This is a genomic window from Lysinibacillus sp. NPDC056959 (assembly GCF_042674095.1).
Lineage (GTDB): Bacteria > Bacillota > Bacilli > Bacillales_A > Planococcaceae > Lysinibacillus > Lysinibacillus zambalensis.
In genome coordinates this window covers 53,959-66,820 of record NZ_JBHURE010000002.1, presented here as the reverse complement: position 1 = coordinate 66,820, position 12,862 = coordinate 53,959, and the positions used below count along the sequence as shown (strand labels likewise).

The 12,862-nt window shown below is 35.8% G+C and carries 13 protein-coding genes; 12 read left to right on the top strand and 1 reads right to left on the bottom strand.

The genetic code is table 11. The annotated features are described in order from the left end of the window. Window positions 1-176: 176 nt before the first annotated feature. The 12 genes from ACFTQ7_RS02425 (at window position 177) to ACFTQ7_RS02370 (ending at window position 12,155) form a co-directional block, all read left to right on the top strand. Window positions 177-1,388, top strand: coding sequence for an MFS transporter (locus ACFTQ7_RS02425; RefSeq protein ID WP_386827082.1), 1,212 nt, complete (start codon window positions 177-179; stop codon window positions 1,386-1,388). Beyond that, the gene (locus ACFTQ7_RS02420; RefSeq protein ID WP_386827081.1) at window positions 1,385-1,555 is read left to right on the top strand and encodes a DUF2197 domain-containing protein; all 171 of its coding nucleotides are present in this window, start codon (window positions 1,385-1,387) and stop codon (window positions 1,553-1,555) included. Before ACFTQ7_RS02425 ends, ACFTQ7_RS02420 begins: the two co-directional genes overlap by 4 nt. Before the next feature lie 132 nt (window positions 1,556-1,687). Then, entirely contained in the window at window positions 1,688-2,569 is an 882-nt protein-coding gene (gene rbsK / locus ACFTQ7_RS02415) for a ribokinase (protein ID WP_386827080.1), read from the top strand. 231 nt (window positions 2,570-2,800) lie between these two features. Next, window positions 2,801-4,651, top strand: coding sequence for a dynamin family protein (locus ACFTQ7_RS02410; RefSeq protein ID WP_386827079.1), 1,851 nt, complete (start codon window positions 2,801-2,803; stop codon window positions 4,649-4,651). A 236-nt stretch (window positions 4,652-4,887) separates the two neighbouring features. Next, a complete protein-coding gene (locus ACFTQ7_RS02405) occupies window positions 4,888-5,952 on the top strand; it encodes an RtcB family protein (protein WP_386827078.1) in 1,065 nt (354 codons plus the stop codon). Further along, on the top strand, window positions 5,925-6,113 hold the full coding sequence (locus ACFTQ7_RS02400) for a hypothetical protein (RefSeq protein ID WP_386827077.1): 189 nt from the start codon (window positions 5,925-5,927) through the stop codon (window positions 6,111-6,113). The genes ACFTQ7_RS02405 and ACFTQ7_RS02400 overlap by 28 nt, the downstream gene beginning before the upstream one ends. Window positions 6,114-6,209: 96 nt before the next feature. After that, the gene (locus ACFTQ7_RS02395; protein WP_386827076.1) at window positions 6,210-7,199 is read left to right on the top strand and encodes a LacI family DNA-binding transcriptional regulator; all 990 of its coding nucleotides are present in this window, start codon (window positions 6,210-6,212) and stop codon (window positions 7,197-7,199) included. Window positions 7,200-7,304: 105 nt separating this feature from the next. Then, a complete protein-coding gene (locus ACFTQ7_RS02390) occupies window positions 7,305-8,726 on the top strand; it encodes an aldehyde dehydrogenase family protein (protein ID WP_386827075.1) in 1,422 nt (473 codons plus the stop codon). A gap of 217 nt (window positions 8,727-8,943) precedes the next feature. After that, window positions 8,944-9,789 (top strand): AhlS family quorum-quenching N-acyl homoserine lactonase, encoded by an 846-nt coding sequence (ahlS, locus tag ACFTQ7_RS02385; RefSeq protein ID WP_386827074.1) that lies wholly within the window; start codon window positions 8,944-8,946, stop codon window positions 9,787-9,789. A gap of 17 nt (window positions 9,790-9,806) precedes the next feature. Continuing rightward, on the top strand, window positions 9,807-10,988 hold the full coding sequence (locus tag ACFTQ7_RS02380) for an iron-containing alcohol dehydrogenase (RefSeq protein ID WP_386827073.1): 1,182 nt from the start codon (window positions 9,807-9,809) through the stop codon (window positions 10,986-10,988). Window positions 10,989-11,219: 231 nt separating this feature from the next. After that, entirely contained in the window at window positions 11,220-11,615 is a 396-nt protein-coding gene (locus ACFTQ7_RS02375; protein WP_386827072.1) for a DUF6262 family protein, read from the top strand. 333 nt (window positions 11,616-11,948) lie between these two features. After that, window positions 11,949-12,155, top strand: a complete 207-nt coding sequence (locus ACFTQ7_RS02370) for a hypothetical protein (RefSeq protein WP_386827071.1) — start codon at window positions 11,949-11,951, stop codon at window positions 12,153-12,155. A 236-nt stretch (window positions 12,156-12,391) separates the two neighbouring features. On the opposite strand, the gene ACFTQ7_RS02365 is transcribed toward ACFTQ7_RS02370, so the two are convergent. After that, complete coding sequence (locus ACFTQ7_RS02365; protein WP_386827070.1) at window positions 12,392-12,592, bottom strand: hypothetical protein; 201 nt, start codon at window positions 12,590-12,592, stop codon at window positions 12,392-12,394. Window positions 12,593-12,862: the final 270 nt, after the last annotated feature.

Below are 12,862 nucleotides of genomic sequence, written 5' to 3'. Positions count from 1 at the left end.
AATATTTTGATAATATATAAATAGAGTTATGGTAAATAAATGGAATGCTATCCAGTTTATTGATTCATCAATAAAGCGCGCAGTCCAAAACTGAGACAACTACATGTTTTAGTAATGAGCTAGTTTATATAAATGTTTACAGAAAAAACTCAAGTGAAAAATAAAGGGGGAGCAACATGAAAATCCTTCGAAAATACAGCTTGTTAATTGGGGGCTTAGGTTTTTCTACATTAGGGGACTGGATTTATCTTGTAGCGCTCAATTTATTTGTATGGCATTTAACACAATCGCCTGCAGCGATGGCTGGAATCTTTATTGTCGGACCAGTTGCAAGAGTTTTAACAAGTTTGGTAGCTGGCTCTTTCATTGACCGTATGAATAAACGCAAGTTGATGATTACAACGGATATGATCAGAGGCTTGATCGTTTTTTGTATGCCGTTTATGGAATCTATTTGGCTCATCTATACGCTGTTATTTATAGCGAATATAGCAAGTAGCTTCTTTGGACCTAGTAGTACATATTATATTACGAAGTTTGTTCCTTCAGAAGATAGACAACGTTTTAACGCAATACTTGGCACGTTCAATTCAGGCTCGTTTTTAATAGGTCCAGCACTAGCAGGACTCCTCATCATTCTTTTTAATACGACAGTGACAATTTGGTTCAATAGCTTTACATTTTTTGTTTGTGCTTTGATTATTTCCTTTTTACCAGATGTAGATGATATGAAGGAAACTTCACGGCAATGTATTACGTGGCAACTATTAAAAAGTGACTATCTAGCTGTACTAGCTTTCATTCGACAAAATTTATTATTTATAACGATTTATTTCCTCTTTCAAAGTGCATTAATGATTGCATTTGCGCTTGATTCTCAAGAAGCCACTTTTATCAAGCATGATTTAGCTTTATCTGATAGTTTATATGGGGCCTTTGTGAGTAGTGCAGGAGCAGGAGCAATTTTCGGTGGGATAGTTGCCGCAAGCTTCGCCCAAAAATGGTCCACTCGATCATATATAGCTTTTGGTTTGTTTCTGACAATGCTGTTTTACACTGCCTTTTATGCCTCGACATCAAGTATTTTGGCATTTGTAAGTTTAGTTTTTCTAGGATTTTTTATGGCATTTAGTAATTCTGGTTATGAAACATTTTATCAGCAAAATGTACCGCCTGAAATAATGGGTAGATTCGGTAGTTTTGCGAATATATTTCAAAATATTTTGCAAATATCCTTAACCTTACTATTAGGACTATTTGCAGAATTATTTACACTTCAAATGACTGCAATTATTTTCGGTATTATTAGTATTTTATTTTCGATTTCATTATATTTTGTTCTATATTCTCAAAAAAACTATATCGGCTTAAAGGAGGAAATATTATGATTAGCTATTCGCTTCGTTGTATCTTTTGTAAGAAAACATTTGAGGTTGTAGAAGGATCAAATAAATATAGATTGTATAAACAAAATATGGAAGGAAAATTTTCTTGTGAAGATTGTGATAGAAAAATTGAATTGGAGTCAAGGAAAGGTTTATTAGGAAAACTTTAAATTGAAGCTTGTGCTGAATTGGTGAACATCAATAAGAAGATTAGTACTCCACAATTTTCTAATGGTATGCCCTGTCTTTCTACGGATTTCTCAGTTAAAATGAAAAAATAAGATGGAAGGCAGGGTATAAAGATGATTACAGTTATCGGTAGCATAAATATGGATTTAGTTGTACAAATGGGGAATTTTCCAAAGCAGGGAGAAACGATCCTCGGTAAAGATTTTCAAACGATTCCAGGGGGAAAAGGGGCTAATCAGGCAATAGCTGCGGCACGTCTTGGAAGTGAAGTCACAATGATCGGCTGTGTGGGCTCTGATAGTTTTGGTGAAACATTGCGCACTGTTTTACAACAAGAGCATATTCAAACTGAAGCTATTACAAGTGTATCGGCACCTACTGGGATTGCTAATATTTTACTCTATAATAATGATAACCGTATCATAGTAGTACCTGGCGCTAATTATGAATTAAAGCCTGCACATATAGAGGCAGCGAAAGAAATCATACAAAAAAGTCAGATGGTCATTATGCAGCTAGAAATTCCAATGAAAACGACTGCGTTTGCAATAAAACTTTGTAAAGAAGCAAATGTACCTGTTTTATTAAACCCAGCACCAGCGGCAAATTTTGATGTGAAATGGATGGAGGATATTACCTATATCACACCGAATGAAACGGAGTGTGCTGAAATTTTTGGAGATAATATAGAGCAGGTTTTAGAAAAATATCCTAATAAAATGATTATGACGCTAGGTGGTGATGGCGCACGCTATTTTGATGGTGAATACCCTATTCATGTTCCGGGTTATATGACGAGAGCGGTAGATACAACAGGAGCAGGTGATACGTTTAACGGTGCACTCGCTTATGCTTTAGTTGAAGGGCAATCTTTAGATCAGGCAGTGTATTTTGCAAATATTGCTGCTTCGTTATCAGTGGAGAAATTCGGTGCACAAGGTGGTATGCCAACACTTGGAGCAGTTTATGCACGTATGGCTGGAGTTGAAGAATAAAAAGAAGATCAACTCAATACAAATATTTACTAATAATTATTATTTCTTTTAGTCTGAATGAGGAATAATATCTGCGATAGAAGGTTTTGTGGAATAAGATTTTTTACCTATTTGTGACGGCGGTATTTAAGTATATTGTCCTTTTTTATCGTTTATTCTTAGTACTATGTATTAATAAAGGAATCTTTTCATTTATAATAACTTTAGATACATAGAAAAGAGGTATTGAGGATGACAGATATTGATAATGTGCCGATCGAATATACAGCCTCAGCGAATAATATTTTGCCACAGCTTGTGGATCATTTGCGACAATTACATGGCATTATTGTACAAAATACATATGTAAAAGATACAGCTAAACACTTAAATCGTATCATTCAAGATGCTGACAACGAAACAATGATTCTTATTGTTGGGAAAGAACGTGTCGGAAAAACAACATTGGTAAATGGATTACTAGGACGTCAAGTTTTGCCTGTTAGTGAGCAGCATCCAACTGGGGTAAATACATTTTTGCGATACGGTGAACATGAAGAAATAAAGGCGTATTTTTTAGATGGTGTTGTAGCCGTATTCGATATGAGCAAGCTAGAATTATTGACGACTGGCGATACGTTCGCCTCTCAAATACTACGAGAACATTTAGATTATCTAGAAGTATATTTAAAAAATGATTTATTAAAATCTGTGACAATTATTGATTCTGTTTCATTGGAAGCTGGGGGAGGAGAAATGGCCTACTTCCCAGAAGCATTGATGAACCGTGTGGACGAGATCTTTTGGGTAGTACGTTCAGGTTCGATGGCTATTAATCCAGAAATATTATTAATGGAAACGTTAAAAAACAAAGGTGTTGAGCCTCTTTGTGTCATCAATGCTATCGATTCAAATGAAAATACGAAGGCGTTTATTGAAGCTGAGAGAGAACGATTTGGTCATTTAATAAGTGATTTTGTTGCGATCTCTGCAAGAGAAGCAATTGAAGCTAAACAGATTAAAAGTGATGAGCTTTGGAAAAAAAGTGAGTACGAGCAATTAATTTCAGAAATTCATCGAGTTGCAGAAAATAGTGATAAGAAAACGTATGGTATTTTAATTCGTTTCTTGCAATGGCTTGAACGTTTCCGCTTCGAATTAACTGTTATTCCACAAAGAGACCCATTCCAATCCGCTGTTAAGAACATTGAAAAGTATACAGGCGATACACAATACGAATTTTCGCGCTATCAACGTGATTTAGCGATTGTGACCGAATATGAGCAAGAATACGAACAGGTTGCCAATGTATTTAAAAATGTTCAAACATTATACCAACTTTTACAAATAATTTCACAAACAGATTATTTGCAGGATGAAATTGTAGAAGGCTTTACAGAAAAGGCTGTATCGTATCAACAAATGTTACGAGAATATCGAAATATGCATAGTGAATATTTACGTGAATATGATCGATTGGATGCACAGCATAAAAAAATTCACGGGAAAGGTCTTATGAAGGCCATCTTTGGTCAGCATACACAAAATGGATTTTTCAAGGAACGTGTTAACAAGTTAAATGAGCAACAATTGGTTTGTATTGCGCAATATGAAAAAGTGCAAGAAGCGGAGGAATTAATTCTTCATTCCATCCATTCCATACAAAGTTATCTTATGGAGTTAACGAAAATACGTTTAGCACGTATTGAGGAAAAAGTACTAGAGCTAAATCAACAACGTTCAAAAGAAAAGTCCCAATTACAATTATACGCAAATAAATTGAATGAATTTTCTTGTTTGATGGAGGCGCAGGGCTATATTAAAGACAATATTCAACCGTTTTTAATGGACGAACAAATGCCGCTTAAAGCAAAGGATATTGAAATGCTAAAAGAAGCGGTTAACAGTATTATGAGCATTGATCTGTCGAATAATGGCCTACTTGCACGTAGTCAGATGAACAATAAAATGGAGAATACTGCAATTCCTTTCGATGTTCAGAAGAAATATCCATTTCATCCGTTAGCTTTAGCAGAAGTAGATGTAAAATCAAACGATATACCAGAAATTCCGAAAAAGTTAGATATTCAGTATGAAGATTAAACAATAAAGGAAATGTTCTAAAAGTAATTTAAACTTTTAGAGCATTTTTTTAGTAGTTCGTTTTTTTGCTCATCACCCAAAGTTGTGGATGACATTTAGAGGACCTCCCCAGGAAAGCGTCCAGTCGGAACAGAAATCAACAACAAGTAATGTTGATGCCCCTTGATTATTATAAATTGGGATTATATTGAAACAAAATGAATTGTTTTTTCGTATAAATAGAAGGAGGGGTTAAAATGATACGAATTAACGGACGTTTTACGGAAGCAAAAATTTATTCAAATACAGCATTACAATCAGCTATCGATCAAATTAAAGAATTGGCAAATCAGGCTTTTATGGAAGGAACAAAAGTACGGATTATGCCAGATTATCACGCAGGTAAGGGCTGTGTTATTGGCACAACGATTCAGCTTCAAAATCGTGTAGTACCTAACCTTGTGGGCATTGATGTTGGTTGCGGGGTATTTGTAGCTGAGTTAAATGAAGCGGATATAGATTTTTCTAAACTCGATGCTACAATTCGAGCATATATACCAAGCGGAAAGGATATCCATCAGGAAGTATCTCCTGAACGCTATTTTGCTGAATTCGAGGGGAGACAGTTTGTAGCAAGTGGCTTAAAGGATGACTATACAAATTTATCGCTTGGTACACTTGGGGGAGGAAACCATTTTATAGAGCTTGCAAAAGATAAAGCAGGTACACATTATTTACTTATCCATACTGGCTCGCGTTACGTCGGAGCTAAGGTAGCAAATTGGCATCAAAAAAGGGCTTTTGAAACATTGCAACGGGAAGATTTAAAAGTGAAAATAGCCGAACTGAAAGATCAGGGGCGTGAAAAAGAAATTCAAGCGATGATTAAAGCTCATAAAGAGCAAAATCCAATTGTACCAAAAGATTTAGCTTATTTAGAGGGCGAATATTTCCATGATTATATTCACGATATGAAAATCGCTCAGCAATATGCTCGGATGAATCGCTGGACAATTGCCGAAACAATTGCCAAGCATATGAACTGGCATTTTAGCGAAACATTTGATACGATCCATAACTATATTGATACGGAAACAATGACGTTAAGAAAAGGCGCCGTTCGAGCAAATAAAGGGGAGAAGCTCGTTATTCCTATGAATATGCGAGATGGTTCACTCATTTGTATGGGGAAAGGGAATGCAGATTGGAATTACTCTGCACCACATGGGGCAGGTCGTATGTATTCTCGACGTTCTGCAAAAAAAGCACTACATATGGAAGATTTTAAGAAACGATGCAAGGTATTTGGACAACATCCGTAAACGAAGAAACATTGGATGAAGCCCCAATGGCATATAAACCGATGTCAGAAATTACATCTGTTCTAGAGGAAACTGCGGAAATATTAAAAGTGATTACACCCGTTTATAATTTCAAAGCTAGTGAAGCAGCTAAGCCATATGAGCGGAAAAATAATCCCTAATAATAGAAATTAGTGATACTTGTACTTTCCCTTATCTATTAACATTATATCTGTAATAGTATAAAATAGGCTTACAAAGATGAAATGGGTGGTTTTTTGGTATCTTCAAAAGATGTGGCAAAGTATGCGGGTGTCTCTCAAACAACAGTTTCAAGAGTGTTAAATACTCCTGAACTCGTAAAGCCGAAAACTATTGAAAAAGTGATGAAGGCGATTGAAGAATTAAACTATATTCCAAATGATATTGCAAGGTCACTTGTACAGAAAAAAACAGGCATTATTACATTGATTTCGGGGCCATTACATAATCCTTTTTTTGTCGATACAACAACTGCAATCGTTAATTATGTTAATGCTCGGGGCTATAAAGTAAATGTTTATTTTGGTACGGAAGATAATTTAGATTCTATTTATAATGCTGTTTTGGAAACGAAGGCTGATGCGATTATTTTATCGTCTATGTTATATGAAGATGACTTATTTTTTAAGCTTGAAAAATTAGGTATCCCATTTATTATGTATAATCGCAAGCATCAGGAAAATAGGCATTTTGTAGAAATTGATAATGTGAAAGCTGGTTATATAGCGACGAATCATATTTTATCTTTAGGTCATCAAGATATATGCTGGATTGGTGGTCCACATGAAATAAGTACTTTTTATGGAAGGTACAAAGGCTTTAAAAATGCATTAAAGGACAGTGATATAGATGCGAAAACAGTGCCGGCGTTTTTAACAAATACTAACAAAAATGATATTAAACGAGCATTTGAAGAAATACTTGAACTTCCTAAAAAACCTACAGCTATTTGTGCTGCAACAGACGCAATTGCCATTGAAATATTAAGTCTTTGTTTAGAACAGGGCTTTCAAGTTCCTAAAGATTTTAATGTTATTGGGATTGATAATGTGGAGCTTAGTAAACACCATTCGATTGCTTTAACAACAGTAGGCTTAGAATCCGAGAAAAGCCTCGGATTTATTGCTATTGAAAAATTATTTGAGGTAATGGAGAAAAAAAGCACTTGCATCCAACAAACAGAATCTGTTAAACTTTTCCCAAGAAATACTACGAGTAAGAAATGAACTGATGAACATCAGTTTGTTTTTTACTCGAAAATGGTTACGTATTCATTTTTTTGTTTCCTGAAATGAATACGTAACCATTTGGAGAGAGGAGTGAGTGAGGTCTTGAAAAAGGGCTTATTTATTAATGGACAATGGCAAATGACAAATGAGTATATGGAGGTTCAAGCCCCCTACTCAAAAGAGGTTGTAGCTCAATTTGCGATGGCAACTGAAGATGATGTACAGCATGCAATTGAAAGTGCTCATGCAGCAGAATCCGAAATGGCAGCATTAACAGCATTTCAAAGAGCAGAGATTTTAGAACAGCTATCTGTTCTATTTACTGAAAATCGAGATGAGGCAGCTAGCATTATTTCGCTAGAATCAGCAAAGCCGTTAAAGTATGCCTATGCTGAAATTGATCGAACGATTGAAACTTACAAATTTGCAGCAGAAGAAGCGAAGCGACTATCTGGTGAAATGATTCCGATGGATGCATCTAAAAGCGGAGAGGGTAGATTTGGTTATACAATTCGTGAACCATTGGGCGTTATTGCGGCCATTACACCTTTTAATTTTCCGCAAAATTTAGTAGCCCATAAAGTTGGACCGGCATTAGCAGCTGGTAACACAATTGTATTGAAACCCGCAACACAAACAGCTTTATCTGCTCATTTTCTAGCAAACCTATTGGCACAAACAAATTTACCAAAAGGTGCATTTAACTTAGTAACTGGGCAAGGAAAACTAATAGGGGATGCATTTTTAGCACATCCAAAAGTAAAAATGATTACATTTACCGGGAGCCCAGCTGTAGGTATTTCCCTTCGCAATCGCGCTGGCTTAAAGAAAGTAACATTAGAACTAGGTTCGAATGCTGGTGTTATTGTGGATGAAGGCGTTCAACTCGATCGAATAATGGACCGAATTGTTATGGGTGCTTTTTCAAATCAAGGTCAAGTTTGCATCTCGCTACAGCGTATATATGTAAAAGAAAATATAATGAATGAATTTTTAGAGCAGCTAAAAGCAAAAGTAGAGCGCTTAACAATAGGGGACCCACTTGATGCAACAACAGATTTAGCGATGATGATTTCAGAAACTGAGCAGCAGCGTGCTATCACGTGGATCGAAGAGGCGGTAGCAGAAGGTGCGCAGGTACTGACAGGTGGTCGTATTGAAAACAATATTTTACTTCCAACAGTGTTATTGAATGTATCTTCTACTAGCCGTGTATCTTGTGAGGAAATATTTGCGCCTGTAGTTATTGTCAATACTGTTTCATCAGTAGAAGAAGCCATTGACGCTGTTAATGACTCAAATTATGGCTTACAGGCAGGGATATTTACACCTTCCATTGAGACGGCCTTTAAAGCTTCAAAAAAATTACAAGTCGGGGGTGTCATTATAAATGACGTTCCGACATATCGTGTAGATCAAATGCCATATGGTGGCGTTAAAGAAAGCGGAACCGGTCGTGAAGGAATTAAATATGCTGTTGAGGAAATGACAGAAATGAAGCTTGTGATTTGGAATAATAATTAATTTCTAACAGTGGATGTTTCGACACCCTCTGATATAGAGGAACTCAGTCTAAGAACGCCACGTCCTGTGGCTGCGACTGAGTGACCAACATCTTGTTGCTGACGCTACGTTAGCACTGCGCTTTCGCACAGAAAACATTTGTTGGCCCAAAGCCTCCGGCGGATTCCTGACGTAATTACGGCGAGGCATAATTAATCACGAATGGAGATGGTTGTAAATGAATACTATCAAACAACACCCGAAATTGTATGTTATGGACAATGGAACAATGCGAATGGATAAAAACTTTATGATTGCTCTGCATAGTCCTGCAACTATTGATTATCCAAACAAGCCAAATGAATTTGTAGAGTTTCCAGTTTATACAGTATTAATTGATCACCCAGAAGGAAAAATATTATTTGATACAGCATGTAACCCAAATTCAATGGGATCTGAAGGGCGCTGGGGTGAATTTACTCAGAAAGCATTCCCAATTAATATGCCAGAGGAATGCTATTTACATCATCGATTAGAAGAGTTAAATGTGCGTCCAGAAGATATTAAATATGTTGTAGCTTCACATTTACATTTAGATCATGCAGGCTGTTTAGAGCTTTTTACGAATGCAACAATTATTGTACAGGAAGATGAATTCAATGGAGCTTTACAAACATACGCAAGAAATGTAAAAGAAGGTGCCTATATTTGGGGTGACATTGATATGTGGATAAAAAACAATTTACAATGGCGATTAATTAAGCGTGGTGAGGATAATGTGAAACTTGCAGAAGGAATCCAAGTTTTGAATTTTGGAAGCGGTCATGCTTGGGGAATGCTAGGTTTGCATATTCATATGCCAGAAACAGGGGGGATTATTTTAGCTTCGGATGCCATTTACAGTGCCGAAAGCTTTGGTCCACCTGTCAAGCCTCCTGGTATACTGTATGATTCTGTTGGCTATAATTCTACAGTTGAACGAATTAGAAGAATAGCAAATGAAACTAATTCGCAAGTGTGGTTTGGCCATGATCCAGTCCAATTTAAGTCATTTAGAAAATCGACAGAAGGCTATTATGAATAGATAGGAGTAGAACGATTATGCATAAATTAACCTTTACTCCTGCGAGTTATACAGGCTGGGGTTGCTTGAGTCAGTTACTACCGGAAGTAGAAAAATTGAAAGTAAATAATATTTTAATAATCACAGATCCATTTTTAAAAGAGTTAGGTTTAACAGATCATCTTGAAAAGCCTTTACTTGAAAATGGCTACTCTGCAACTATTTATACCGATATTGCCCCTGAGCCACCGCTCGCAATTGGTGAAAAACTAGTTGAGTTTACAAGAAAGCATCATTTTGATTTAGTAATTGGTTTAGGGGGAGGAAGTGCATTAGACTTAGCGAAACTTGCTGCGGTTTTAGCAACACATGATGGGAAAGTGGCAGATTACTTAAATTTAACGGGAACAAAAACTCTTGAAAATAAAGGATTACCTAAAATTTTAATTCCAACTACATCTGGAACAGGCTCAGAAGTGACAAATATTTCAGTACTGTCACTTGAAACAACGAAGGATGTTGTGACACATGAATACTTATTAGCAGATGTCGCTATTGTAGATCCTGCGTTAACAATTTCTTTACCACCAAAAGTGACTGCTGCTACAGGTGTAGATGCTTTAACACATGCAATTGAGGCCTATGTTTCCGTAAATGCAAACGAAGTAACGGATGCACTTGCACTACAAGCTATAAAATTAATTAGTGGCGCTATCCGAACTGCTGTGCATGACGGTCAAAATAGGCAGGCACGCTCAGATATGAGTTATGGAAGTTATTTGGCAGGATTAGCCTTTTTCAATGCTGGTGTTGCAGGAGTACATGCTTTAGCTTATCCACTTGGTGGCCAATTCCATATTGCTCATGGAGATTCCAACGCAGTGCTATTACCATATGTCATGGGCTATATTCGTCAAAGTTGCGAAAAACGAATGAAAGATATTTTAGACGCAATGGGTATTTCATCTGCGTATTTATCGCAAGAAGAGGCTTCTTATAAATGTATAGATGCATTGAAGCAACTTGTGCAGGATGTTAATATTCCGTCAACATTACAAGGATTTAATATACCAGAAATAGCATTGGAACAACTAGCGGATGATGCGACAAAGCAAACAAGAATTCTAGCACGTAGTCCGATGCCACTTAAGCGAGAAGATATCTATACTATTTATCGTGCTGCATTTGATGGAGAAGTTTTAGAACCTCAGCCATTTTAAAAGAAAAGAGAAACGTTGAATGCCGGCGTTTCTCTTTTCTTCCTACATGTTTTATGTAGCGAAAGCAAAGCGGTACAAGAAGCAGCCGACAAGATATGATTGAAGCGAATGAAAAGAACTTGGAGAGATACCAAGAAATATATAATACCATTAAGAGTGGAAGCGTCATTTTCGGTAACTTGGAACGTATGCAGAGAAAACTAGAGCGTATGAAAAAGAAAGGAGTTAAGAATGGCTAGTATCAACCGAGAAGAGCAAATAAGGCACTTACACGAGGAACGTAAACGCAAAACTAAAGAAAAGGTTGAAAATGCCATTAAACGGCTTACAAAGGATTATAAGGCTATTAACTTCAACAGTGTGGCAAAAGAAGCTGGCGTAACAAAAGCGACCTTATATAATCATTCTGATATTCGAGAACGCATCGAATTCTTAAGAGATCAACAAGAAAAAGCATATAGTAATGCAAGAGTTAAGCGAGACGAAGCAAATCAAGACTCTATAATTGCTTCTCTTAGACGGAGAATTAAGAAATTGGAAGAAAGAATTGAAGAGTTGGAAGATGAAAACAAAAAATTACGCAAAACAGAAAGTACAGAACTAGCAGATTATATGAAAAACTTATAACAAAGGCTAGGGTAGTAAACATTGTTACATAGACCTTAAAAAAGAGACAGAAATCGCTGTCTCTTACTAAACGAACGCACCCGTTAGCCATCCATGTAGCGCAAAATCGGCGCTACACCACAGAAAATGAAAGACGATTACGTTCTTTCATGGGAGTTGAAGTATGATTCTTCACAAATTCTTGGATATTCGTAATAAGTAGTGGATTACCTTATTTGTTATTTTCCTCATAGTGTGCAGTAATTGAATTAAACAAACCTGCATTTTCAAACATTCACCAATTATGTTATTCTACTTATAAGTTATTAACATAGGTATTAGGAGTGTTATGCAATGAGAACAGACGGTACACATTCTAAAATTGGATATATAATATTTATTTTAGGTATCTTCTTGCTTGTTAGCGGAACAGGCAGATTATCGGGTCCCCTCGAATACAATTCATTTATTCCAAATAAATCTATTGCAATAATATTCATTTTTATTGGGCTTTCTGTTGTATTCAGTTCATTCTTTATAAAACCAAAAAAAGATAATTAATTTTACTGAACAATTTTTATCAAATATTTATTCAACATAGCGATATGTGTGGGATGTTTAAAACAGCAAATTGTTGAACTAAACTGCGCCGTTAGTTCAATAAGAAAAAGGGGTGCCTATGCAACTCAATGATCTTCAAGAAAAGCACCCGTTAGTTCAATTAGTAATACATTATTTAAGCAACGGTTGAAGACCTATTAGCAATGGAGCATACACGATTAGTGGAATAAGCAAAATTACTGCACCAATTTTTTTATTTCCCTTTGTAATAGCAAAAGAGAAGTCATGAAAAATAATGGGTAAATAATAAAAGCAATTATTAATATACCATCAACTAATTGATACAGTTTTCCTGAAAATGCCCCTATGAATGGGATTGAAATCCATTCTAGTACGCTAAACGCAATAACCAATATCCATAACCATTTAAGTGTCATCACTAATCACCTCTAAATCCCTGATTTCAAAAAAGTAAAAACTCTTTTTCTTCTTTATGCTAATATTTCAATTTCTTGTATTAATTTTACCAAATAAGCCTAAGTACTGATCAACTAAATTGCGCCGTTAGTTGAGCAAGACAAGATAAAATCATAAAAAAGACCAAACATATTATATATATATAATATGTTTGGTCTTTTTATTTACATACGTTTGAAGGTTGTCACCCTAAGATAACAATTACAGATTCTTTTTTGTTTAAAATTATA

Coding starts and splice junctions, on each gene's coding strand:
- ACFTQ7_RS02425 (WP_386827082.1), top strand. CDS start 177: ATGAAAATCCTTCGAAAATACAGCTTGTTAATTGGGGGCTTAGGTTTT.
- ACFTQ7_RS02420 (WP_386827081.1), top strand. CDS start 1,385: ATGATTAGCTATTCGCTTCGTTGTATCTTTTGTAAGAAAACATTTGAG.
- rbsK (WP_386827080.1), top strand. CDS start 1,688: ATGATTACAGTTATCGGTAGCATAAATATGGATTTAGTTGTACAAATG.
- ACFTQ7_RS02410 (WP_386827079.1), top strand. CDS start 2,801: ATGACAGATATTGATAATGTGCCGATCGAATATACAGCCTCAGCGAAT.
- ACFTQ7_RS02405 (WP_386827078.1), top strand. CDS start 4,888: ATGATACGAATTAACGGACGTTTTACGGAAGCAAAAATTTATTCAAAT.
- ACFTQ7_RS02400 (WP_386827077.1), top strand. CDS start 5,925: ATGCAAGGTATTTGGACAACATCCGTAAACGAAGAAACATTGGATGAA.
- ahlS (WP_386827074.1), top strand. CDS start 8,944: ATGAATACTATCAAACAACACCCGAAATTGTATGTTATGGACAATGGA.
- ACFTQ7_RS02380 (WP_386827073.1), top strand. CDS start 9,807: ATGCATAAATTAACCTTTACTCCTGCGAGTTATACAGGCTGGGGTTGC.
- ACFTQ7_RS02375 (WP_386827072.1), top strand. CDS start 11,220: ATGGCTAGTATCAACCGAGAAGAGCAAATAAGGCACTTACACGAGGAA.
- ACFTQ7_RS02370 (WP_386827071.1), top strand. CDS start 11,949: ATGAGAACAGACGGTACACATTCTAAAATTGGATATATAATATTTATT.
- ACFTQ7_RS02365 (WP_386827070.1), bottom strand. CDS start 12,592: ATGACACTTAAATGGTTATGGATATTGGTTATTGCGTTTAGCGTACTA.